The following is a 22,092-nucleotide window of genomic DNA, read 5'->3' as shown; positions in this document are numbered from 1 at the left end:
ACTTCGTCGCCCGGGGGTGACATGATTTGGGTGACATGATTTGCGGGCCGGTCCCAGGACCGGCCTGTTCTGCTGTCGGACGAAGTCGGTGATTCGGGCGCCCTTTGTTCCAGGCGCGTACCAGGCCTTAAGCCGCACCCTGAAAAGCCGGCCAGGGTGGTCCATTTTGGGAATTAACCCTTGTCTGCCGGGAGTAGGTGCCAGCAACACTTTCCCCATGGGCGAAGAGAGATGAACAGAGGGCCGGATCGCTCGATCGGCAGGATAGTCGGTGATTCGCTCTCGCTTCGTTCAGACGCCGTTCCAAGCGTTAATGGCCTGTCGGAAGGCCCCGAAAGCCCGTTCCAGAATGGGAAACGAGCCGGCGTGTCGCCGCTGTCGGGAGCGGATGCGGTGTTAACCCTGTTCAGGCAAGGGGCTCCCGTCGCGCCAACCTTCCTGACATCAGCCGAACAGAGCAGGAATTCAGCCGGGGCAGCGATTCGGGCGCTTTTCGTTCCAATCCCGTTCGGGGGGTTAAATTTCGGCCGCCCGCGCCCATATTTGCGTTTCATGGCGAGACAGAATGGCGTGTGTCTGGTACCAGAATGCAGGAAATACCCGCAAAGGTCGTATTTCCTTGACGTGGCGGGGCAATGGGTGTCCGGCAAATCCTGAATCGGGGGCTTCGGCTTCCCCAAAAGCGATTTGACGAAATCGCGCCGAATCGCAAAGACGCATCGAAACAAGGAATTAGAGCCAGGAAGCGTTATCGCCAAAACGCGCTTTGCTCTGTGAAATGACGCCCGAAAGACCGCCGACTTGATGCTGCCTCCCATCCTGCCCCCATCCGTGCGCGCACGCGGCGTTACAGCGGTGCTGGGGCCGACCAATACCGGCAAGACCTATCTGGCCATCGAGCGCCTGCTTGGCCATGGCGCTGGCATTATCGGCCTGCCGCTGCGCCTCTTGGCGCGCGAGGTCTACAACAAGCTGGTGGAGCGGGTCGGAGCCGAGTTCGTGGCGCTGGTCACCGGCGAGGAAAAGATCAAGCCCGACAAGGCCCGCTACTGGGTGGCGACGGCGGAAGCCATGCCGCGCGATCTGGAAGTGCCGTTCGTGGCGCTCGACGAGATCCAGATCGCCGCCGATCTCGAACGCGGGCATGTCTTCACCGACAGGCTGCTCAACCGCCGCGGCACGCATGAGACGCTGCTGCTCGGCTCGGCGACGATGAGGCCGATCATCGAGAGATTGATTCCGGGCGTCAACGTCGTCACTCGGCCGCGCCTGTCCCATCTCCTGTTCGCCGGCGACCGCAAGCTGACGCGTCTGCCACGGCGAACCGCCATTGTCGCCTTCTCGGCCGACGAGGTTTATGCCATCGCCGAACTGATCCGCCGCCAGCGCGGCGGCGCCGCCGTGGTGCTGGGAGCGCTGTCGCCGCGCACCCGCAATGCGCAGGTGGCGATGTATCAAAATGGCGATGTCGATTTCCTGGTGGCCACCGATGCCATCGGCATGGGGCTCAATCTCGATGTCGACCATGTCGCCTTTGCCGGTGACCGCAAATTCGATGGCTATCAGTTCCGCCGCCTGACGCCTGCCGAGTTCGGGCAGATCGCCGGCCGTGCCGGGCGCCATGTTCGCGACGGCACCTTCGGCTCGACCGGACGCTGCGATCCTTTCGAGCCCGAACTAGTGGAGGCCATCGAAGGCCACAGCTTCGACAGCGTGAAAGTGCTGCAGTGGCGCAATCCGGCCTTGAATTTCACCTCGGTGGAGGCGCTCCAGGCCTCGCTGTCGGCCACGCCGGAGGAGCAGGGCCTGACCCGGGCTCCCGACGCCGACGACATCCGGGCCCTCTCCATCCTCGCCCGCGATGAGGAGGTGAGGCGCCTCGCCAAGGGAGGGCAGGCCGTGGCGCGCCTGTGGGAAGTGGCCGGGCTGCCGGACTATCGCAAGATTTCCCCTCATTCTCATGCCGACATCATCACGAATCTCTATGGATTTTTGATGCGTGAGGGTAAGGTCCCCGACGACTGGTTCGCCCGTCAGGTCGCCATGTCGGATCGGACCGACGGCGATATCGATACGCTCTCAACGCGTATCGCCCATATCCGAACCTGGACTTTTGCGGCAAATCGGCTTGACTGGCTGAAAGACCCCGCTCATTGGCAAGGTGTCACACGCAGTGTGGAGGACAAGCTCTCCGACGCATTGCATGAACGGCTTGCCCAACGCTTTGTCGACCGTCGCACCAGCGTGCTGATGCGGCGCCTTAGAGAAAACGCTATGCTTGAGACTGAAATTACCAAGACCGGCGATGTGATTGTCGAAGGGCAGCATGTCGGAACGCTGCAGGGTTTCCAGTTTGCACCCGATCCGAGTGCCGGTGACGGTGAGAGCGGCCGTGCCTTGCGAGCCGCGGCAGCCAAGGCTCTGGCTGGCGAGATCGAGGCGCGCAGCCAGAAATTCGCGCAGGCGCCCGATACCGAATTCGCCCTGGCGGCGGATGGCACCGTGCGCTGGATCGGCGAGCCCGTAGCCAAGCTCCTCGGTGGGGAAAGGCCGCTCTCCCCGCGCATCCGCCTGCTGGCGGACGAGCAATTGACGGGCCCCGCGCGCGATTCCGTGCAGACGCGGCTCGACATCTGGATCGGCAACCATATTACCCGCCTGCTCGGGCCGCTGCTGCTGCTGGACAAGGCCGAAGATCTGCAGGGCCTGGCCAAGGGAATCGCCTTCCAACTCGTCGAGGCGCTGGGCGTGCTCGACCGCTCCAAAGTGGCCGAGGACCTCAAGCAGCTCGACCAGAACCAGCGTGCTTCGCTGCGCAAGCATGGCGTGCGCTTCGGCGCTTATCACATCTATCTGCCGATGCTGATGAAACCGGCGCCCCGCGCGCTCGCGGCACAGCTCTGGGCTCTCACCCATGGTGGCCTCGACCAGAAGGGGCTCGACGAGATCCCGCATCTGGCGGCATCCGGCCGGACCTCGATGCCGGCCGACAAGAGCATCGACAAGGGACTTTATCGCCTTGTCGGCTATCGCGTCTGCGGTGAGCGGGCGGTGCGCGTCGACATTCTCGAACGCCTTGCCGATCTCATTCGCCCGGCGATTGCCTATCGTCCAGGCACCACGGTAGGCCAGCCGCCGGCCGGCGCTGCCGATGGCGACAGCTTCATTGCGACCGTGCAGATGACCTCGCTGGTCGGCTGCTCGGGCGAAGACTTCGCCTCGATCCTGCGGGGCCTGGGCTATCGCTCCGAAAAGCGCAAGGGGCCGGCGATCACCCACGAGATCAGGCTGCCTGCGCCGACCGAGCCTGCAGCCCCTGTCGAGGCTGCCGCCTCTGACGCGGCGAATGGGGCGGAGGCGGCCGAATCAAGCCAGGAGGCCACGCCGAGCCCGGCCGAGATCGATGCCATGGAGGCGATCGGCTCGCCGCCACATGAGCACAGCTTCGAGGAAGTCGCCGAGGCTGCCGGGGAGACGGTGAACGAAACGCCGGTCGAGGCGATGCCCAGCATCGAGGCGCCAGCGGAGGAAGCCCAGGCGGAGGACATTCAGGCTGAGGAGACTCAGGCCGAGGAAGTCCAAGTCGAAGAAGCTCAAGTCGAGGCAACTCAAGTCGACGAAGCGCCGGCAGACGAAGCTGTGGCTCCGGAGACGCCCGCGGAAGCGAGCGAAAGCGCCGAGATTGCCACCGGTGAAGCTGCAGCCACCGTCGAAGCCTCCTCCGAGGCACCTGCCTCCGAGACGCCTACCGTCGAGGCAGGCGTGGAGGAAGTGCCGGAGATCGAGGTCTGGCGTCCGGCGCGCTTCGAGCGTCATCAGCGCCCGCATCATCAAGGCCGCCCCCAGCACGGCAACCGCCAGCCGGGCGGGGAGCGCAAGCCGGAGGCCGGCGGCGGCTTCCGCCGCGGCCGCCCCGCGCCCGTGGACGGAGCGGCGCCGGCCGCGCCGGCTGAGGGGGCGGAGGCCCGGCAAGGCGAACGGCCCAATCGCTTCGAACGGCCGCGTCGCGATGATCGCGGCAATGGCCGGCCGCGCGAAGAAAACCGGCCCGGAGATCGCAAGCCGGCCGGAGAAGGAGGGCGCCGCCAGGGCGATGCCCGTCCCGATCGTGGCCCTCGTCCCGATCGCGGCCCGCGTCCCGATCGCCAGGATCGGGGTGGTGAGCGTCCGCGCAACTGGTCGAGCGACTCCAAGCCGCAGGGACGCGAGTCCAATCGCGCCCCGGATCCGAACTCGCCCTTCGCCAAGCTCCTTGCCTTGAAGGAGCAGATGCAGGGCGGCAAGTCGGACAAGAGCTGATCCCGAGAACCGGATTCAAGGAACCTGATTTGGGAACCTGATTCATGGACCAGGCCGGCAGCCAGGATCGTCTTCGGATCGATAAATGGCTCTGGCATGCGCGTGTCGTGAAGACACGCTCTCTGGCAGCAAGATTGGTGGCGGACGGTCATGTCCGCCTCAACGGCACCCGAATTGATACGCCTGCCAAGGCGGTCAAGCCCGAGGATGTTCTGACCATCGCGCTGGAGCGTACCGTCAGGGTCTATCGCATTCTCGCGCTCGGTGAGCGCCGGGGGCCTGCCAGTGAGGCCCAGGGGCTCTACGAGGATCTCTCTCCCGAACCGCCGGGCAGGCCCAAGACCTTGCCTGAGATGAGCTGAGATCCTTCTTTGCGATCACGGGCGTCCTCGCCTGCATCTTTCTTTCCACATGCGCCTTGGTTTCGAGCCCCTCCTTCGTTGGGGTAGACCTTCCGATTCGATCGATAATCCCTATATTCGTGATAGACAGGATAGACTTCTGTCACGCGGAGCAATCAGGGCGATGCTGACGAACAAGGGCAAATATGGTCTCAAGGCGCTGGCGCATCTGGCCGGCCTGCCGGCCGGCGAGACGGCGCAAAGCCAGGAAATCGCCGAGGCAAACCGCATTCCCAAGAAGTTTCTCGATGCGATCCTGGGTGAGTTGCGCGTGGCCGGCATCGTGCGCTCCAAGAAAGGCAAGGGCGGTGGCTATATGCTGGCCCGCGAGGCCAGCCAGATCAGCGTCGGCAATGCCATCCGGGTCCTCGACGGTCCGCTCGCGCCGATCGCCTGCGCCAGCCACACCGCTTATCAGCCTTGCCTCGACTGCCCGGATGTTCCAGGTTGCACCGTACGCCTTTTGATGCGGCGTGTGCGGGACCTTTCTTCCGACCTGCTCGACAACATGTCGGTGGAAGAGATGCGTCGGGCAGGTGGCGGGGAACAGGAACTGACCTATTCGATTTGAGTTCCCTGCGGCCCTGGAGGCCGAGCCGGCACGCTTTCGTGCCGGTCAGGTCCATATTTTGTCATGATCATGGAGAGCATTTATGGAAAAACGTGCGATTGGGCGGTCTGATCTTTCGGTTGCTCCGTTGGGCCTGGGCGGCAATGTCTTCGGCTGGAGCGCGGATGAGAAAGCCTCCTTCGCTGTCCTCGATGCTTTCGTTGGGGGCGGCTTCAACCTGATCGACACGGCGGATGTCTATTCGGCCTGGGTTCCCGGCAATCAGGGCGGTGAGTCTGAAGCCATCATCGGCAAATGGATGAAGGCCCGCGGCAATCGCGCCGACATCGTGCTCACCACCAAGGTCGGCTCGGAAATGGGGCCCGGTAAGAAGGGCCTGTCGCGCGACTATATCCTCAAGGCGGCCGAGGATTCCCTGCGGCGCCTGCAAACCGATTACATCGACCTCTACCTCTCCCATTGGGAGGATCCGGAGGTGGATCTGGAAGAAACGCTCTCCGCCTATGACGAGTTGATCAAGGCCGGCAAGGTGCGCGTGATCGGCAATTCCAATCATAGCGCCAACACCATGTTCAAGGCGCTGGCTATCAGCACCAAGGAGATGTGGCCGCGTTTCGAGAATCTGCAGACGCACTACAATCTCTATGACCGCGCCGGCTATGAGAACGAACTCGAGGCGTTCTGTCTCAAGAACGAGATCGGCGTGACCAGCTATTTCTCGCTGGCGAGGGGGTTCCTCTCCGGCAAATATCGCAGTGAGGCCGATTTCGCCAAGAGCAACGCGCGTGGCGGCGAGATGGCCAATTATCTCAACGAGCGGGGCCTGCGCATCCTGGCCGCTCTCGATGCGGTAGCCGAGGCCAAGAGCGCCACACCGGCCCAGGTCGCCATTGCCTGGCTTATCGCAAGGCCCGGCATCGTCGCTCCGATCGCCAGCGCCACCAGCGTCGAGCAACTTGGGGACCTGATCAAGGCGACCGAACTCAATCTAGGTTCGGGCGAGATCGAGCAACTCACCAAGGCGAGCGCATAATTTTCGTCCTGCTGTCGAAAGCGAACGGGATGGCGCGTCATTGTCATGCCGGCGCATCATGCGCCGGCGGAGACAGGAGAGACCCATGCAGTTCGCGATTCTGATCTACAGCAACGAAGAAGCCATGCTGAAGGTGGACCCCGCCAATAAGCAGGCTGTGCTGGCCGCCTATCAGGCCTATACGGAGGCCCTCAGATCGGCCGGTGCTCTCGGCCCGTGGAGCCGTCTGCGCCCAACGTCTGCGGCGACGACCGTGCGCCTCGCCGACGGCAAGACCCAGGTGCTCAACGGCCCCTTCGCCGACACCAGGGAACAACTCGGCGGTTTCTACATCATCGATGTGCCGGACCTGGATGCCGCGATCGGCTGGGCTGCGCGTTGCCCGAGTGCAGCCATCGGTACCATCGAGGTCCGGCCGGTGTGGGACCCCAAGGATTATTGAACCAAGCGAGCCGATCCGGTGCCTTCCGCCCCCGCCGTCGAACTTGCCGAAATCGTCGCGCGACGCAGCTATGGCAGGCTCGTCGCCCTTCTCGCGGCACGTTCGGGCGACATTGCGGGGGCGGAGGACGCCCTGGCCGACGCCTTTGCGGCGGCTTTGGAACATTGGCCGGCGGGGGGTGTGCCCGCCAATCCCGAAGCCTGGCTCCTGACCGCGGCCCGGCGCCGGCAGATCGACGCGGCCCGCCGCGCCAAGCTGCGCGGCGAAAAGGCGGACGAGGTCATCCGCCATGTCGAGGCCCTCGCCTCCGAGCAGGCCGAACAGCCTGTCATTCCCGATGAGCGCCTGCGCCTGATGTTCGCTTGTGCTCATCCCTCGCTCGATGCCGCCGTGCGCGCGCCCTTGATCCTGCAGACGATATTGGGGTTCGACGCCGGCGCGATCGCCAGCGCCTTCCTAGTTTCACCTGCGGCGATGAGCCAGAGATTGGTGCGGGCCAAGCTCAAGATCAAGCAGGCCGCCATCCCCTTCCGGATCCCGGAACCCGATGAGTTGCCCGGTCGTCTCGAAGCGGTATTGGAGGCCGTCTATGCCGTCTATGCCGAGGGTTGGGCCGATCCCGAAGGGGCGCAGGCCCGCGAGCGCAATCTGTCGGTGGAAGGCATCTGGCTCGGCCGGTTGCTGGTCTCGCTCCTGCCCGGCGAGCCGGAAGTGCTCGGCCTGCTGGCCCTGATGCTGCATGCCGAGGCCAGGCGGGCTGCACGCCGTAGCCCGGTCGGCGACTATATCCCGTTGGAACAGCAGGATACCACGCTTTGGGATGCCGCCCTGATCGAGGAGGCTGAGGCTTTGCTCGCCAGGGCCGGGCAGGCGCGACAGATCGGTCGCTATCAGCTCGAAGCCGCGCTGCAATCGGCCCATGCCAATAGGCGCATCTGCGCGACGACGGACTGGGCCGCGATCGTCACGCTGTATGAGGCCTTGGTACTACTGACCGCGTCCCCTGTCGCTGCCATCAACAGAGCCGTAGCGCTCGCCCGTCTTGCAGGACCGCAAGCCGGATTGGCCGGGCTCGACGAGGTCGCCAGCGACAGGCGGATCGCCGATTACCAGCCTTATTGGGCTGCACGCGCGGACTTGCTGGCCCGCGCCGCAAGGCAGGAGGAGGCCCGCAACGCCTATTCGCGGGCGATCGGGCTGGAGAGTGATCCCGTCATCCGCCGTTATCTGCAAGGGCGCCTGGCGGCTCTGGGCTGATATCGGCGCCTGCAGAAGCTATTGGGGATAGCGGCCATTGAAGGGCGGGGCCTCGATCCACCATTGCGGTGTATAGGCGCGCTTGATCGGGCAACGGATCAATGTGTCTTCATCGAGCCACAGCTGCCGCTCGGGGGCGGGGGTCATCACGATGGTTTCCGCCGTGCCGGAGCGGCCGCTTCGCAGGGCCTGGTCCTGCGCCGGCGAGCTGCCGCATCGAAGCTGCAGCGTCGCCTGGAACTTGGCGCTGGAAGGCTCCTCGCCATCGGCCTCGATGACCGCGCAATATTTGCCGTAGAGCTGGATGGCAGGACCGGCTGCCCGTAGAAGCTGCACGGAAACCCGGTTGCCTGGCGTCGCCCCCTGCTTGTCGCAGCCATCGTCCTGCAAGGCATAGATGCCGTCGGCATAGTTGCCCGCCTTCTGGGCATAGGACGTGTGCGTGGCGGGCGCGCGTCCGGCCTGCCTGACGGACAAGACGGTCCTGATCTGCCTGCTGCCATCGGGTGCGACCTCCACCATGGCCTCGACCTCGCATCGCGAGCCTTCCTTGCAGATACCGGCGACCTGCTCCTGCATGTCGCTGTCGGCTGCGATGAAGCAATCCTTGCCGATATAGGAGCCTGCCAAGCCGGAGCCGGTACCGAACTCGCCCGAACACAAGGTTTTCTTGAGCTTGGCCGCTGCGGCATCGCTGGGAAGCAGCGCCAACGAACTGGCAGTCAAAAGCGACGCGACGAGCAAGGAACGGATCATGGCAACCCCGGCATTTTCTTTGGCAAGTCGTCTTATCGCAAGCCTCTGAAATCGCCTAGATCGGGCGAGTACCGGGTACGTGATGCGACAAGGCCGGCGGTGAGCCGCCGGCCTTGGTGTCGGGCGATGAAATATCCGTCCTAGGCCTGCTTGGCGAAGGTCTCGTCGAAGGAATAGCCGGCGCCGCGAACCGTGCGGATCGGGTCGATCTCGCGCGTGCGGTTCATCGCCTTGCGCAGTCGCCCGACATGCACGTCGACCGTGCGCTCGTCGATATAGACGTCGCGGCCCCAGACGCTGTCGAGCAATTGCTCGCGTGCGAATACGCGTCCCGGCGCCTGCATCAGGAATTCGAGCAGACGGAACTCGGTCGGGCCGAGGCGGATCTCGCGATTGCCGCGATGAACGCGCTTGGTCTCGCGGTCGAGGGAAATGTCACCGGCCTTGAGCAGGGAGGCGACGTGATCGGGCTTGGCCCGACGCAGCAGAGCGCGCACGCGGGCCGAGAGTTCCGGCACGGAGAAGGGCTTGACGACATAATCGTCGGCGCCGGTGGCCAGACCCCGCACACGCTCGGTTTCCTCGCCACGCGCCGTGAGCATGATCACGGGCAGGCGCTCGGTTTCCGGCCGCATGCGGATGCGCCGGCACAATTCGATACCCGACAACCCCGGCAGCATCCAGTCCAGCAATACCAGATCCGGCACGCTTTCGCGCAGGCGGATCTCGGCATCGTCACCGCGCGCCACACTGTCGACCTCATAGCCTTCGGCTTCGAGATTGTAGCGCAGCAGCAAGGTCAGTGCTTCTTCGTCCTCGACGATCAGAACCTTGGGAGGCATGGCCTATCCCTTGTTACTTAGCCGGCACAGGAAGGTCGACGAGATCGGTGCTGTTGTCCGCCTTGGGCCGCTCGCCGGCCGGCGATTCACCGGTCACCAGGTAATGCACCGTTTCGGCGATGTTGGTGGCATGGTCGCCGATGCGCTCGATGTTCTTGGCGCAGAACAGCAGATGGGTGCAGAAGCCGATATTGCGCGGATCTTCCATCATGTAGGTCAGCAATTCGCGGAACAGCGAGGTGTACATCGCATCGATCTCGCCGTCCGAACTCCAGACCGAGAGCGCTTCTTCGACATTGCGCTGGGCGAAGGCGTCGAGGACCTGCTTGAGCTGCTCGAGCACCAGGTCAGCCATATGGTCGAAACCGCCGAAGAGCTGGGCCGGCTGCGCATGGCTGTGGATGGCCACCACGCGCTTGGCGACGTTCTTGCCGAGGTCGCCGATGCGTTCGAGATCGTTGGCCACCCGCAGGGCCGAGACGATTTCGCGCAGGTCGAGTGCCAGTGGCTGGCGCTTGGCGATGACCAGGATAGCCCGGTCCTCGACCTGGCGCTGGAGCTTGTCGATCGCCAGATCGAGCTCGATCACGGCCTTGGCGCGCTGGGTGTCGCGCTTGAGCAGGGCTTCGACGCTGTCGGCTACGCTCTTCTCTGCATAGCCACCCATTTCGGCGATCATGTTGCGCAATTCGCGCAATTCCTGATCAAAGGATGTAACGATGTGGTCGGACATGCCGCCTCCAAATGAATTCGACGCTGGCCGAGGGATCAGCCGAAGCGGCCGGTGATGTAATCCTGTGTACGGCTGTCGTTCGGGGTGGTGAACATCTTGTTGGTCTGGCCGACCTCGATGAGGTCACCCAGATAGAAGAAGGCCGTCACATCCGCGCAACGCGCCGCCTGCTGCATATTGTGCGTGACGATGACGATGGTGAAGTCCCGCTTCAATTCGTCGATCAGTTCCTCGATCTTGGCGGTCGAGATCGGATCGAGCGCGGAGGTCGGCTCGTCCAGCAGCACGACTTCGGGCTTCACCGCGATGGTGCGGGCGATGCACAGGCGCTGCTGCTGGCCACCGGACATGCCGAGCGCGGAGGCGTGCAGGCGGTCCTTGACTTCGTTCCACAGGGCGGCCTTGGTCAGGCACCATTCGACTCGGCTGTCCATTTCCGCCTTGGAGATCGACTCATGCAGGCGAACGCCGAAGGCGATGTTGTCATAGATCGACATCGGGAAGGGCGTGGGCTTCTGGAACACCATGCCGATGCGGGCGCGCAGCACTGCCGGATCGATCTCCTTGCCGATGACGTTCTGACCATCGAGCAGCACGCGGCCCTTGGCAGTCTGGCCCGGATAGAGGTCGTACATGCGGTTGAGCACGCGCAGCAGGGTGGACTTGCCGCAGCCGGAAGGACCGATCATGGCCGTGACCTGCCGGTCGATCATGTCGAGATTGATGCCCTTGAGCGCATGCTTCTCGCCATAGAAGAAGTCGAGATTCTCGACCTTGAGCTTCACGGCAGCGGCTGGATTGGCGACGGGGCGTTCGGCAACCGCGATGGAGGCTTGTGGAGTAGCGGACATGGGATCACTCATTTCTTGGGAGCGAGCACGAAGCGGGTCAGGATATTGAGCGCCAACACGCCGGCGGTGATGAGGAGGGCGCCGCTCCAGGCCACCAAGACGGCCTTGGGGTCGGGATAGGGCGCGAGCTGGTAGATGGCGGCCGGCAAGCTGGCAAAGGCATTGCCGAGGTTGAGCGACCAGTTGGAATTGCCGAAGGCTGTCAGCAGCAGGGGTGCGGTCTCGCCGGCGGCGCGGGCCAGGGCCAGCAGGATGCCGGTGACGATACCGGTGCGGGCCGAGCGCCAGGTCACGGAGGTGATGACCTTCCACATCGGCGACCCCAGCGCGAAGGCGGCTTCGCGCAGGCTGATCGGCACCAGGGCCAGCATGTCCTCAGTGGTGCGCACGACCACCGGCAGGATGATGATGGCGAGGGCGACCACGCCGGCCCAGCCGGAGAAGCCGCCCGTCGTCACCACGATCATCTGGTAGACGAACAGGCCGATCAGGATGGACGGCGCCGAAAGCAGGATGTCGTTGATGAAGCGCACCGCGTCGGCGAACTTGCTGCCGCGCCCCGCCTCGGCGAGGAAGGTGCCAGCCATGATGCCGATCGGCGCGCCGATGAGGAGGGCGAGCAAGACCATGGCGAAAGAGCCGACGATGGCATTGCGCAGGCCGCCATCAGCCATGTCCTTGGTGAAGAGGTCCATGGTCAGCGAGGGCAGGCCCTCGCGCAGCAGGGTGTACAGGATCCAGGCGAGCGCCAGAAGGGAGATCGCGGCAAAGCCGATGGAGACGACTTTGTAGGCGTAGTCGAGGGCACGACGGCGGGCGAGGCGGGCGTTGCCGTGGGCGAGATGGGCCATGATGCTCTCCCTTACTTGGCGTTGGCGCGCACGAGCATGCGGGAGATCGCAAGCACGATGAAGGAAATCACGAAGAGCACGAAACCGAGCTCCAGCAGCGACTGGCTGCGCAGCGAGCCGGCAGGCGCGTCGGGAAATTCGTTGGCGATGGTGGAGGCGATGGTCGCCCCCGAGGAGAACAGCGATGCTGATATGCGGTTGGCGTTGCCGATGACGAAGGTCACCGCCATGGTCTCGCCGAGGGCACGGCCGAAGCCGAGCATCACGGCACCGACGAGCGCGGTCCGGCCATAGGGCACCGAGACGTTGCGGAAGACCTCATAGGTGGTGGCGCCGACGCCGTAGGCCGATTCCTTCAGCATGGCGGGCACGGCTTCGAGGATCTCGACGAACATTGCGGTGATGAAGGGAATGATCATCAGGGCCAGGATGATGCCGGCGGTCAGCATGCCGGCGCCGTTGGTGGGGCCCTTGAACAGATAGCCGAGCACCGGCACATGCGAGAGGACGGAGATGATCGGCGGATAGATCGTCTGGGCCAGGATCGGCGCCACGATCAGCGAGCCCCACATGCCGAAGATGATCGAGGGCACGGCCGCCAGGAGCTGGATGGCAATGCCGATCGGCCGCCGCACGCTCTGCGGCGCGATCTCGGTCAGGAAGAAGGCGATGCCGAAGGACATCGGCAAGGCGATGATCAGCGCCAGCAGGCCGGTGAACAGCGTGCCATAGATCATCACGCCGGCGCCGAATTTCTCGGTGACGGGGTTCCAGGCGGTTGACCAGTAGAAGCTCGGCCCGAAATGGGCCAGCGCCGGCCAGCCGCCATAGAACAGCAGCACGACGATCGAGCAGAGCAGGATAAGCACGAGAGAGCCGCAACCATAGAGGGCGGCCTTGAAGATGGGATCCAGGTTGGCGCCAGGAACCGTCTTGGCGCCGGGCGAGGGAGAACCCTGCGTGACCTTTGCAGCCGAGTTGGATGCGTCCAGCGAGGAGTCGGCTATGGCGCTCATGGCGATATTCCGGCCTGTGTTTCGACGGGAGCAAAGCGCGTTTAGACGAAAACGCTGGTTTGCTCTGATTCTTTGGTTCGACGCGTCTTTGCGATTCCTGGCGATTCCGCCAAATCGCAAAACGCTTTTGGGAAGACGACCCGGCGCAAGGTTGCGCCGGGTCGCGTTCAACTTATTCGTAGACAGCCTTGCCGTCGGCAGCCTTCACTTCGCTCTTCCAGGCCGTGCGAACGGTGTCGATGACGTCCTTGGGCAGCGGGATGTAGTGGAGCTTTTCGGCGGTGGCGGAGCCATCCTTGTAGGCCCAGTCGAAGAACTTCAGGACTTCGGCGGACTGCTTGGCGTCCTTGGGATCCTTCGGCAACAGGATGAAGGTGGTGGAGACGATCGGCCAGGAGGTCTCTCCACCGACATCGATCATGGAGACGGCGAAGTCCTTGGCACCCTTCCAGTCGGCCTTGGAGGCGGCGGCCTGGAACGCCGGAACGGTCGGCTTGATGACCTTGCCGTCCTTGTTCTGGAGCTGCGTGGTGGTCAGCTTGTTGTTGGCGGCATAGACATATTCGACATAGCCGATGGCGCCCTGGGTGTTCTTCACCGCACCGGCGACGCCGTCATTGCCCTTGGCGCCCGAGCCGGCCGACCACTGCACCGAGGTGGCGGCGCCGATGCCGCTCTTCCAGTCGGGGCTCACGGCAGAAAGGTAGGACGTGAACACATAGGTCGTGCCCGAGCCGTCGGCGCGGTAGACCGGAGCGATGTCGAGATCGGGGAGTTTCACATCCTTGTTGAGCTCGGCGATCTTCGGATCGTTCCACTTGGTGATCTTGCCCTGGTAGATGTCGGCAATGATCGGGCCGGTCAGCGTGAGCTGGTCGGTGGAAACACCTTCGATGTTCACGATCGGAACGATGGCGCCGATCACGGTCGGGAACTGCAGCAGCTTGGCGGCAGCCAGCTTGTCGGTGGCCATCGGAGCGTCGGAAGCGCCGAAATCGACGGTGCGGTTGGTGATCTGGGTCTGGCCGCCGCCAGAACCGATCGCCTGATAGTTCAGCGCGGTGCCGGTCTTGGCTTTGAAATCGCTACCCCAGGCATTGTAGACCGGGGCGGGGAAGGTGCCGCCGGCGCCGGTGATGTCGGCGGCATAGGCAGCAGTGGCAGCGATCGTGCTCGACAGGGCTACTGAAGCGGCGAGCGCAAGAAAGGAAAGCTTCACGGTCTATCTCCGTTGTTCTCTGGACAGGGCACGGCGACCGTTCACCGGTCGGCAATCCTGTCTACGTCGCGACTCCTAAAAGCCGGCAGCAACGGTTCTATGACAGTTCGACTATCGTTTTATGACATTTATAATTGTTATATTTCAATATGATAGGGGAAATGTTGCGATGTCGCCAAAAAGGACGCGACGCAATTGTAAAAAGTCCCGGAAACACCGGCGGCATCATATAGACGCGTTTTCTCAGCCGATCTGATCGATCCGGACCGAGAAAGTGCTGCCTTCCCCGGGCGCGCTTTCGATTCCGAGCCGGCCGCGATGGCGTGCCACGATGTGCTTGACGATGGCAAGGCCGAGGCCGGTGCCGCCCTTCTCGCGGGATTTGGCCGCATCCACCCGGTAGAAGCGCTCGGTCAGGCGCGGCACATGTTCGGCCTCGATGCCCGGACCGTAGTCGCGCACCGTCACCACGGCCTCGCGGCCCTTGCCCTGCGTCTTGGGCAGCGAATCGATGACAATTTCGACCTTGCCGCCGGACGCGCCATATTTGATGGCGTTCTCGACCAGATTCTCGAAGACGCGGATCAGCTCGTCCCGCTCGCCGCGAACCTCCAGCGTCGGGACGCGCTTGTCGAGGCTGAGCGTGACGCCCCGGTCCTGGGCGAGGGGACCGAGCGTGTCGGCGACATGGCCGACCACGGCGCTGAGTTCGACCGGTTTGTCGGGCTGGACATGGGCATTGAGTTCGATGCGCGAGAGCGACAGGAGATCGTCGATCAGCCGGGACATGCGATTGGCCTGGGAACGCATGATGTCGAGGAATTTTTCGCGCGCGGCGACGTCGTTGCGCGCCGGGCCCTGCAGGGTTTCGACGAAGCCGAGCAGGGAAGCCAGCGGCGTGCGCAGTTCATGGCTGGCATTGGCGACGAAATCCACCCGCATCTGCTCGACGCGGTGGCGTTGGGTGACGTCGCGCAGCACGATCACCACGAAGGCGGTGCGCCCGCTCTCGCCGGCAATGGTGGAGATCTGCGCCTCGACGACGCGATCGATCGGCACGCGCTCGGAATATTCGATCTGCCGGCTGGCCCCGGTGTCGAGGGCCGAGCGGATGGCATCGACCAGTTCCGGCACGCGCAGCGCATAGGTCAGGGCTTCGGAAATACGCAGATTGGGGACGATGTCGCGGGCGCGGCGGTTGAAGTAGCGAACCGCAAGCTCCGAATCGAGCACGATCACCGGGTCCGGTATGGCCATCACCAGATCGTCGAAGGAGGGCTTGCCGCCGCTTTCGGGCAGAGGGGGCCTGATGCTGCCGTCATGTCCGCCGGTCGAGGGAAGGGTACCCGTGGCGGCGACGATCATGGCGAAGATGAGCAGACCATGCCAGGGATTGGCGCCGTCCCACAGCACCAGGGCGGTCAGCAGCAGCGCGATCGAGAGCACCAGCCAGCGGCGGCCCCAGATGCGGTTCAGGATGTTTCGGTTCGAGCCCACCGGACCAGCTACACCGCTCCAGGCCAATTTCGTCAAGAGCCAGGAGCGTTCCATCACCATCGACATTGCAGCTTTCCATCCAAAGCGTTTTGCGAATTGACGGACTCATCTCGAATCGCAAAGACGCGTCCAACCAGAGAGCCAGAGCAAAAGGGCGTTTCTACTAGAACGCGCTTTGCTCTGGGCATTGTGGAAATCGTTCATGCTGGCAATGTAGACAGAGCGATGACAGTTTCACGACGATCGTGCGGATTTGGAGAGGTTCCATGACAAAGAAGGCGGGCAAGCAGGCGGACGAAGCGCTCATGAAGGCGATCGCCGGGTTTCGTCTCGATGATCTCGACCTGCCCCCGGAGATCGACGACGCCGCCTTCCGTTCGGGCAATTACCCGCATAAGGAAAAGCTGAAATCCAAGACCTATGAGCGGGACCTGCGCGCGCTGCAGATCGAGCTCCTCAAGGCGCAGACCTGGGCGAAGGCGCAGGGCGAGCGCGTGGTCGTGATCTTCGAGGGGCGCGACGCCGCAGGCAAGGGCGGCGCCATCCACCGCTTCACCCAGCATCTGAGCCCGCGCGATGCCCGCGTGGTCGCGCTGTCGAAACCGACGCCCACCGAGCAGGGGCAATGGTATTTCCAGCGCTATGTCAGCCAATTGCCGACCAAGGGCGAGATCGCGATCTTCGACCGCTCCTGGTACAATCGCGGTGGGGTCGAGCCGGTGATGGGGTTCTGCACACCGGAGCAGACCGACAAGTTCCTGCACGAGGCGCCCCAATTCGAGGCGATGCTGGTGCGCGACGGCATCCGCCTGTTCAAGCTCTTCCTGACCATCGGCCAGGCCATGCAGCTCAAGCGCCTGCATGCGCGCTATGCGGACCCCCTCAAGCAGTGGAAGCTCTCGCCGATCGATCACCAGGCGGTAGGCAAATGGGATGCCTATTCGCAGGCCTATGACCGCATGCTGGAAGCGACCGACACGGTCGACACCCCCTGGACCATCGTCAAGGCCAATGACAAGCTGCGCACGCGCCTTGCCGCCATCCGCAGCGTGCTGGCGGGCCTGCCCTATCCCGACAAGGACGAGAAGCTGGTGGGCGCGCAGGACTCGAAGATCGTGCTGAGCGCCAAAGACTTCCTTGCCAAGGGTGGGGAGGTCTGACGCGGGATAGATCGAAACACGCTGTAGCGATCTTCAGATCGGCACGCCAATTTTCGTGGCAGGCCTTGGGCCCCAGAAACCTCGCTTGTCGGGGAACCGGCCGGCCCGCCCTGCGTTTTCCCCGCAGCGGCCGGGCAATGCGGGGCGGGCGGATGCCGTGATATGTCTGATCGGCAATGCCCGCCACCCACCTCTGCGTCGGCCGCTCCGTTAAACGCGACGAGGGAGCGCAGCGATGCCACATACGACCGAACAGCGCATTCGAATGAAGGCCTATGAGATCTGGCTGCGCGAAGGGTGTCCGGAAGGCAGCGATCTTCGGCACTGGGAGATGGCCAAGAAATTCATCGTCGGCGAGGAAGCAAAATCGACGCTGACCTCCCGCTTCTATGACGTGCACGAACTGAACGCGAAGGGCGAGCCCGAGCCCGAGCGGAAGGCTACTCCTGCAGCCAAGCGGAAAGCCAGCAAGCACTGAGTCGGCAAAAGCGCTGTGTGATTTGAACGGATCACGCACTTCGTTCTGGACGGTTTGGCGCATATTCGCCCCAACCATCGCCTTTGTGTCTTGCTCCTCTAGCGGCTAGAGGAGTTATGTTTCCCCTGCATCGCGGCTTGCGTTGTGCGGCAATTGCAAGAGGGCATGGATGGGACACGGGCATGCGCACGGGGCGGCCTCGCGCGGGGAGACGGCAGCGGGCCGTCACAAGGGCAGTCTGCTGGCCGCCCTTGCCTTGACCTCGGCCTTCATGGCGGCGGAGGTCATCGGTGGCTTGTGGACAGGCAGCCTCGCTCTGCTGGCGGATGCCGCGCATATGCTAACGGATGCCGGAGGCCTCGCTTTGGCCTTGATCGCCATCCGTTTCGCCGAACGGCCGGCCACGCCTCAGAAGACCTATGGCTATGTCCGCATGGAGGTCCTGTCGGCGCTGACCAACGCCGTCGTGCTGCTGCTGCTCACCGTCTACATCCTCTATGAAGCCTATGAGCGCTTCCTCAATCCGCCCGAAATCCTCGGGGGCCCGATGCTGGCCGTGGCCGTGGCGGGACTGGTGGTCAATCTGATCAGCATGAAGCTCCTGTCCGGGGGCTCTTCCGAGAGCATCAACGTCAAGGGGGCCTATTTCGAGGTCCTGTCCGACATGCTCGGCTCCCTCGGCGTCATCCTCGCCGCCCTCGTGGTGATGCTGACGGGCTGGACGCTGGTCGATCCCATCATCGGCGCGGGGATCGGCCTGTTCATCGTGCCGCGCACCTGGATCCTGCTGAAGCAGGCGGTGCATATTCTTATGGAAGGCACGCCACCTACCGTCGATCTCTCCCTGCTCGAGAAGAAGCTGGGCGAAATTCCCGGCGTGGTCGCCGTGCATGACCTGCATGTGTGGACGATAACCTCGGGGCTCGATGCCATGAGTGGCCATCTGGTGCTGGCCGACATGACCCAAGCGCGCGAGGTTCTGGGCGCAGCCCGCCAGCTTGTCGGCCACGAATTCGGCATCGGCCATGTCACCATTCAGACGGAGGACCAGGCCCTGCGCGAGGCCGAAGGCGAAACCAGGTTGTGACGGCCATCCGGGCCGGCAGGCTCAATCGGCGGGCGCGCGCCGATGCAGCGAGAAGCCCGTTTCGCCCGACGTTTCGAGCCCGGCTCGCAGTTGCATGGTCGGGATCAGGTAGTCGCCGGCATTCTGGCGGCGATAGGGAATGGGCGACGCGGATGGCAGCGCTCGCATTCTGTCGCGCAGGCGCTCGGCCAGCGGCTCGAAACCCGCTTCCTTGAGGCCATCGGCTCGATAGGCCACGAAGGGCGGCAGTACGTCGTAGCCGGGATAATAGAGAATGCCGTGATGGATCGGGAACAGCAGGTCGTCGATCGGGCCATTGATCCCGCGCGGCGTATAATGTTCTTCCCAGCCGCCGGCCGTCACGATCAGCATCGCGCGCTTGCCGGCCAGGGTTCCCTCGCCATAACGATCCCCCCAGCGCTGGTCGCTATGTTCCCCGACGCCATAGGCGAAACCATAGGTGAAGACGCGGTCGACCCAGCCCTTGAGGATGGCCGGCATGGTGAACCACCAGAGCGGAAACTGCAGGATGAGGACATCGGCCCATAGCAGTTTCTCGATCTCGGCTTTGACGTCGTCGGTTAACGTGCCGGCCTCGAAGGCTTTCTTGGAGGCGTGCACCGGTATCAGTCTGGCTTCGGCTTCCAGTGCCGGAAAATCGGCCTGGTCGACTTCGGATTTCCATTTGTCGGCATAGAGATCGGACAGACGAACTTCGTGGCCCTGGGCCTCGAGTTCGGCGATGGCGACGTCGCGAAGCCTTGCATTGAGCGAGCGGGGTTCGGGATGCGCGAAGACGAGCAGGACTTTCATGGGTGTTTCCGGGAATGAGAAATCATTCCTCAAAGCTAGGGAAGGTCCATATAATCCGCTATACCTAGAGAATGCATAGTACTATGCCGATTTATGGATAAATCAGACGTCACTTTGGAACGCATTCGCAGCTTTGTTCGCGTCGCCGAGCGCGGAAATTTTTCTGCGGTCGCACGCGAGCTGAATATCGGCCAGTCAAGTGTCACACGGCACCTGAGCGAGCTCGAGGATGCGCTGGGCGTGGCTCTTCTCAGCCGCACGACCCGGCGCGTCTCGCTCACCGAGGAAGGCAGCCGTTATTATGCCCATGCCGTCCAGATCCTGCGCCTCGTCGAACAGGCCGGCGACGAGGCTCGACAGGGGCAGGGAGAGCATGCCGGCACGGTCCGCCTGTCTTGCACGGCCGCCCTCGGCGTTCGGCATGTCGCCCGCCTGCTCTTCGCCTTCCAGGACCGCCATCCCGATATCAGAGTCGAATTCAGCCTCACCGACGAACGTATCGATCTCGTCCGGGAAGGCGTCGACCTGTCACTGCGGCTCGGGCCGCTCGACGAGAGCTCCATGAAGAGGCGGTCGCTGGGCCGCAGCCGTCGGGTTCTCGTGGCAGCTCCTGACTTTCTGGCCCGGTATGGGCGGCCACGGACACCGGAAGACCTGGCCGGGCTTGAGGGCATACGCATGTCGAACATCGCGGGCAGCGAGATGCTCGTTCTCGAGGGGCCGGACGGAAGCCGCCATGCCGTGCCCTTTGGCGGACGCCTGCAGGTCGATCACGGACTTGCGGCGCGCGAAGCTTTCGCGGCCGGCCGTGGTTTCGGCCCGACCCATGTCTGGCTGGTCGATGATCTCCTCGAGCAAGGTCGGCTGGAGCCGATCCTGCCCGATTATGTGCCGGTGCCCACGCCTTTGAACATGCTGATCGTGCCCGAGCGTGCCGGCATTGCGCGCGTCAGACTGCTGATCGAGTTTCTCGCAAGTGCGATCGCCCAGTTGCCAGGCCTCGATGCGAAGTCGATCTGAGGGCCGGTGCTGAAGATGCGCTTGGGCAGCAATTCGCCGCGCGCGCGTTCGGCGAGCGCTCCCGGCGCGCCGCCTAACATCACCACTGCCGCGCCTTCGAAGACCAGTGCGTCGCAGCCACGCAGGACGGCAAGGCCTCGAAGGCGTAGATATCACGCCAAGCGCCGTAGCCTCATATCGTCCTTGTCCGTTGCGGCCGCGACATGATGCACCCATGGGTTGCAGGTAATATTAAACCTGTCAAAAAGGTGACGGAGAGACGTCTGCCCGAGCCGGTCGATTCGGGAAGCGTCGCTGCATTGCCTTCACGTCGGGTGGGGCGAGTGCAGGCAAGCCTCCCAACCCATGAAGCGGCGCCCATGAATCTCGAAGAAAAGCGTCTTGCAGTTACGCGTAAGCTCGTCGGGGAGGTCGCCGACAAGCTTGGGGCGGATCTCAGTCTCGAATTGTGGAACGGCGAAGTTCTGCCGCTCGGGCCTCATGCCAGAGACGACATCCGCTTTGTGCTGCGCTCCCCCGAAGCGATACGCAGGATGTTGACGCGCCCGAGGCTGATGACGTTGTTCGAGCTATACGCTGAACAGGAAGTCGATATTGTCGGTGGAAGTCCTCTGCAGGCGGCAGAACGCTGGAATCACAGCAAGGCACTCGCCACAGGTCGCTCATTTCCCAAAATGAAGCTGTTGGGGTTTGCCACGCCATTCCTCTTTGGCCGGATGGCCAAGACAGCCCCGCTGCCCAGCTTTGATGGCTCGGTCCCGATGCGCTATGCCAAGGGGCGGGACGACAAGGAGCTGATCCAGTTTCATTACGACGTCTCGAACGAGTTCTATCAATTGTTCCTGGATCCGGAGATGGTCTATTCGGCGGCTTATTTCCCGAGTCCGGAATCCTCACTCGAAGATGCCCAGCAGACCAAGCTCGACCGTATCTGCCAGAAGCTCCAGTTGAAACCCGGTGACCGATTGCTCGACATCGGTTGCGGCTGGGGCGGGCTGGTCTGCCACGCTGCCCGGCATTACGGCGTCACGGCCTATGGCGTGACCCTGGCGCAGCGCCAGCTGGAATTCTGCCGCGCGAAAATCGAACGGGAGGGGCTGGGAGACCAGGTCGAGGTGGAATTGCGCGATTATCGCACCATCGAGCCATCGGGGCAGTTCGATGCGGTCGCGCAGATCGAGATGTTCGAGCATGTGGGGCTGAAGAATCACGACCGCCACTTCATCCACATGCGTGAACTGATGACGCCCGACGGCCGCTATCTCCACCAGGCCAGTGTTCGGCGTGCCTTGTTCGACATGTCCAAGTTCGGCCGGGAAACGGCCTATATGAGAGTCATCCGTCGCTATATTTTCCCGGGGGGCGAGATGGATCATATCGGCATGACCGCGACCAATCTGGAGCGGCATGGCTTCGAGATCCATGATATCGAGCCGATGCGCATGCATTTTCACCTGACCCTCAAGCACTGGGTCGACAATCTCTGGGCGAACCGGGAGAAGGCCAGCGCCATGGTCGGCTGGGAACGCACGAGGCTATGGCTGCTCTACCTGTCGATGTGCTGCATCAGCTTCCAGCGTGGCGGCATCAACGTGTTCCAGACCGTGGCAACCCGTCGCATCCATGGGCCGTCGATCTTGCCCTTGCGAAGAGCGGAGTGGTTTCAGGAAGCCTGAAATCCCTCTGTCTATCGCAAATGAGCCGCCCCCCCTGCTGCCGGGACGGCGAGGTCACCGGCCCACAAGACGCAACAGCACCGGACTCGA

At 63.4% G+C, this 22,092-nt stretch carries 20 protein-coding genes; 11 read left to right on the top strand and 9 right to left on the bottom strand.

What is annotated here, in order from left to right; translation table 11 throughout:
• The first annotated feature begins 804 nt into the window (after positions 1 to 804).
• The 6 genes from ACR9ZN_RS19450 (at position 805) to ACR9ZN_RS19425 (ending at position 8,003) form a co-directional block, all read left to right on the top strand.
• Positions 805 to 4,299, top strand: coding sequence for a helicase-related protein (locus tag ACR9ZN_RS19450; RefSeq protein ID WP_481274373.1), 3,495 nt, complete (start codon positions 805 to 807; stop codon positions 4,297 to 4,299).
• 44 nt (positions 4,300 to 4,343) lie between these two features.
• Entirely contained in the window at positions 4,344 to 4,661 is a 318-nt protein-coding gene (locus ACR9ZN_RS19445) for an RNA-binding S4 domain-containing protein (RefSeq protein WP_481272948.1), read from the top strand.
• Positions 4,662 to 4,824: 163 nt separating this feature from the next.
• Positions 4,825 to 5,271, top strand: coding sequence for an RrF2 family transcriptional regulator (locus tag ACR9ZN_RS19440; RefSeq protein ID WP_434958098.1), 447 nt, complete (start codon positions 4,825 to 4,827; stop codon positions 5,269 to 5,271).
• 82 nt (positions 5,272 to 5,353) lie between these two features.
• A complete protein-coding gene (locus ACR9ZN_RS19435; RefSeq protein ID WP_434958097.1) occupies positions 5,354 to 6,304 on the top strand; it encodes an aldo/keto reductase in 951 nt (316 codons plus the stop codon).
• Between the two features lie 85 nt (positions 6,305 to 6,389).
• Positions 6,390 to 6,746, top strand: a complete 357-nt coding sequence (locus ACR9ZN_RS19430) for a YciI family protein (protein WP_434958096.1) — start codon at positions 6,390 to 6,392, stop codon at positions 6,744 to 6,746.
• A gap of 18 nt (positions 6,747 to 6,764) precedes the next feature.
• Positions 6,765 to 8,003: an RNA polymerase sigma factor gene (locus tag ACR9ZN_RS19425; protein WP_454815917.1), complete on the top strand. Its 1,239-nt coding sequence runs from the start codon at positions 6,765 to 6,767 to the stop codon at positions 8,001 to 8,003.
• 18 nt (positions 8,004 to 8,021) lie between these two features.
• Here the strand turns inward: ACR9ZN_RS19425 and ACR9ZN_RS19420 are convergent, their stop codons facing one another.
• The 8 genes from ACR9ZN_RS19420 to ACR9ZN_RS19385 all read right to left on the bottom strand — a co-directional run bounded on the left by ACR9ZN_RS19420 (position 8,022) and on the right by ACR9ZN_RS19385 (position 15,834).
• Positions 8,022 to 8,759, bottom strand: coding sequence for a hypothetical protein (locus ACR9ZN_RS19420; protein ID WP_481272947.1), 738 nt, complete (start codon positions 8,757 to 8,759; stop codon positions 8,022 to 8,024).
• A 140-nt stretch (positions 8,760 to 8,899) separates the two neighbouring features.
• Positions 8,900 to 9,601, bottom strand: a complete 702-nt coding sequence (gene phoB, locus ACR9ZN_RS19415; protein WP_149253701.1) for a phosphate regulon transcriptional regulator PhoB — start codon at positions 9,599 to 9,601, stop codon at positions 8,900 to 8,902.
• 13 nt (positions 9,602 to 9,614) lie between these two features.
• Positions 9,615 to 10,334: a phosphate signaling complex protein PhoU gene (phoU, locus tag ACR9ZN_RS19410; RefSeq protein ID WP_434958093.1), complete on the bottom strand. Its 720-nt coding sequence runs from the start codon at positions 10,332 to 10,334 to the stop codon at positions 9,615 to 9,617.
• A gap of 35 nt (positions 10,335 to 10,369) precedes the next feature.
• On the bottom strand, positions 10,370 to 11,197 hold the full coding sequence (gene pstB / locus ACR9ZN_RS19405) for a phosphate ABC transporter ATP-binding protein PstB (protein ID WP_454815912.1): 828 nt from the start codon (positions 11,195 to 11,197) through the stop codon (positions 10,370 to 10,372).
• Positions 11,194 to 12,036, bottom strand: a complete 843-nt coding sequence (gene pstA, locus ACR9ZN_RS19400) for a phosphate ABC transporter permease PstA (protein ID WP_481272946.1) — start codon at positions 12,034 to 12,036, stop codon at positions 11,194 to 11,196. The genes pstB and pstA overlap by 4 nt, the downstream gene beginning before the upstream one ends.
• Before the next feature lie 11 nt (positions 12,037 to 12,047).
• Positions 12,048 to 13,052 carry a phosphate ABC transporter permease subunit PstC gene (gene pstC, locus ACR9ZN_RS19395; RefSeq protein WP_481272945.1) on the bottom strand — a complete coding sequence of 335 codons (1,005 nt, stop codon included), beginning with the start codon at positions 13,050 to 13,052 and terminating at the stop codon, positions 12,048 to 12,050.
• Between the two features lie 172 nt (positions 13,053 to 13,224).
• Positions 13,225 to 14,271, bottom strand: a complete 1,047-nt coding sequence (gene pstS / locus ACR9ZN_RS19390) for a phosphate ABC transporter substrate-binding protein PstS (protein WP_434958089.1) — start codon at positions 14,269 to 14,271, stop codon at positions 13,225 to 13,227.
• Between the two features lie 243 nt (positions 14,272 to 14,514).
• Complete coding sequence (locus tag ACR9ZN_RS19385) at positions 14,515 to 15,834, bottom strand: ATP-binding protein (RefSeq protein WP_434958088.1); 1,320 nt, start codon at positions 15,832 to 15,834, stop codon at positions 14,515 to 14,517.
• A gap of 200 nt (positions 15,835 to 16,034) precedes the next feature.
• On the opposite strand from ACR9ZN_RS19385, the gene ppk2 reads away from it, so the two are divergent.
• The 3 genes from ppk2 to ACR9ZN_RS19370 all read left to right on the top strand — a co-directional run bounded on the left by ppk2 (position 16,035) and on the right by ACR9ZN_RS19370 (position 18,493).
• Positions 16,035 to 16,928 (top strand): polyphosphate kinase 2, encoded by an 894-nt coding sequence (gene ppk2 / locus ACR9ZN_RS19380; RefSeq protein WP_481272944.1) that lies wholly within the window; start codon positions 16,035 to 16,037, stop codon positions 16,926 to 16,928.
• A gap of 235 nt (positions 16,929 to 17,163) precedes the next feature.
• Positions 17,164 to 17,406, top strand: coding sequence for a DUF2934 domain-containing protein (locus ACR9ZN_RS19375; RefSeq protein WP_441770136.1), 243 nt, complete (start codon positions 17,164 to 17,166; stop codon positions 17,404 to 17,406).
• Between the two features lie 169 nt (positions 17,407 to 17,575).
• Positions 17,576 to 18,493, top strand: coding sequence for a cation diffusion facilitator family transporter (locus ACR9ZN_RS19370; RefSeq protein WP_481272943.1), 918 nt, complete (start codon positions 17,576 to 17,578; stop codon positions 18,491 to 18,493).
• Between the two features lie 21 nt (positions 18,494 to 18,514).
• Here the strand turns inward: ACR9ZN_RS19370 and ACR9ZN_RS19365 are convergent, their stop codons facing one another.
• Positions 18,515 to 19,306, bottom strand: coding sequence for an NAD(P)H-dependent oxidoreductase (locus ACR9ZN_RS19365; protein WP_481272942.1), 792 nt, complete (start codon positions 19,304 to 19,306; stop codon positions 18,515 to 18,517).
• Positions 19,307 to 19,399: 93 nt separating this feature from the next.
• On the opposite strand from ACR9ZN_RS19365, the gene ACR9ZN_RS19360 reads away from it, so the two are divergent.
• Entirely contained in the window at positions 19,400 to 20,326 is a 927-nt protein-coding gene (locus tag ACR9ZN_RS19360; RefSeq protein WP_434958083.1) for a LysR family transcriptional regulator, read from the top strand.
• Between the two features lie 203 nt (positions 20,327 to 20,529).
• Positions 20,530 to 22,002 (top strand): class I SAM-dependent methyltransferase, encoded by a 1,473-nt coding sequence (locus tag ACR9ZN_RS19355; RefSeq protein WP_481272941.1) that lies wholly within the window; start codon positions 20,530 to 20,532, stop codon positions 22,000 to 22,002.
• Positions 22,003 to 22,092: the final 90 nt, after the last annotated feature.

The sequence above is a fragment of the Labrys sp. HAY1-8F genome, from assembly GCF_056754975.1.
This window is presented reverse-complemented; position numbering and strand designations above follow the sequence as displayed.

Excerpts from the sequence above, each read along its gene's own strand:
- ACR9ZN_RS19450 (WP_481274373.1), top strand. The coding sequence starts at position 805 with ATGCTGCCTCCCATCCTGCCCCCATCCGTGCGCGCACGCGGCGTTACA.
- ACR9ZN_RS19445 (WP_481272948.1), top strand. The coding sequence starts at position 4,344 with ATGGACCAGGCCGGCAGCCAGGATCGTCTTCGGATCGATAAATGGCTC.
- ACR9ZN_RS19440 (WP_434958098.1), top strand. The coding sequence starts at position 4,825 with ATGCTGACGAACAAGGGCAAATATGGTCTCAAGGCGCTGGCGCATCTG.
- ACR9ZN_RS19435 (WP_434958097.1), top strand. The coding sequence starts at position 5,354 with ATGGAAAAACGTGCGATTGGGCGGTCTGATCTTTCGGTTGCTCCGTTG.
- ACR9ZN_RS19430 (WP_434958096.1), top strand. The coding sequence starts at position 6,390 with ATGCAGTTCGCGATTCTGATCTACAGCAACGAAGAAGCCATGCTGAAG.
- ACR9ZN_RS19420 (WP_481272947.1), bottom strand. The coding sequence starts at position 8,759 with ATGATCCGTTCCTTGCTCGTCGCGTCGCTTTTGACTGCCAGTTCGTTG.
- phoB (WP_149253701.1), bottom strand. The coding sequence starts at position 9,601 with ATGCCTCCCAAGGTTCTGATCGTCGAGGACGAAGAAGCACTGACCTTG.
- phoU (WP_434958093.1), bottom strand. The coding sequence starts at position 10,334 with ATGTCCGACCACATCGTTACATCCTTTGATCAGGAATTGCGCGAATTG.
- pstB (WP_454815912.1), bottom strand. The coding sequence starts at position 11,197 with ATGAGTGATCCCATGTCCGCTACTCCACAAGCCTCCATCGCGGTTGCC.
- pstA (WP_481272946.1), bottom strand. The coding sequence starts at position 12,036 with ATGGCCCATCTCGCCCACGGCAACGCCCGCCTCGCCCGCCGTCGTGCC.
- pstC (WP_481272945.1), bottom strand. The coding sequence starts at position 13,052 with ATGAGCGCCATAGCCGACTCCTCGCTGGACGCATCCAACTCGGCTGCA.
- ACR9ZN_RS19385 (WP_434958088.1), bottom strand. The coding sequence starts at position 15,834 with ATGTCGATGGTGATGGAACGCTCCTGGCTCTTGACGAAATTGGCCTGG.
- ppk2 (WP_481272944.1), top strand. The coding sequence starts at position 16,035 with ATGACAAAGAAGGCGGGCAAGCAGGCGGACGAAGCGCTCATGAAGGCG.
- ACR9ZN_RS19375 (WP_441770136.1), top strand. The coding sequence starts at position 17,164 with ATGCCACATACGACCGAACAGCGCATTCGAATGAAGGCCTATGAGATC.
- ACR9ZN_RS19370 (WP_481272943.1), top strand. The coding sequence starts at position 17,576 with ATGGGACACGGGCATGCGCACGGGGCGGCCTCGCGCGGGGAGACGGCA.
- ACR9ZN_RS19365 (WP_481272942.1), bottom strand. The coding sequence starts at position 19,306 with ATGAAAGTCCTGCTCGTCTTCGCGCATCCCGAACCCCGCTCGCTCAAT.
- ACR9ZN_RS19360 (WP_434958083.1), top strand. The coding sequence starts at position 19,400 with ATGGATAAATCAGACGTCACTTTGGAACGCATTCGCAGCTTTGTTCGC.
- ACR9ZN_RS19355 (WP_481272941.1), top strand. The coding sequence starts at position 20,530 with ATGATGCACCCATGGGTTGCAGGTAATATTAAACCTGTCAAAAAGGTG.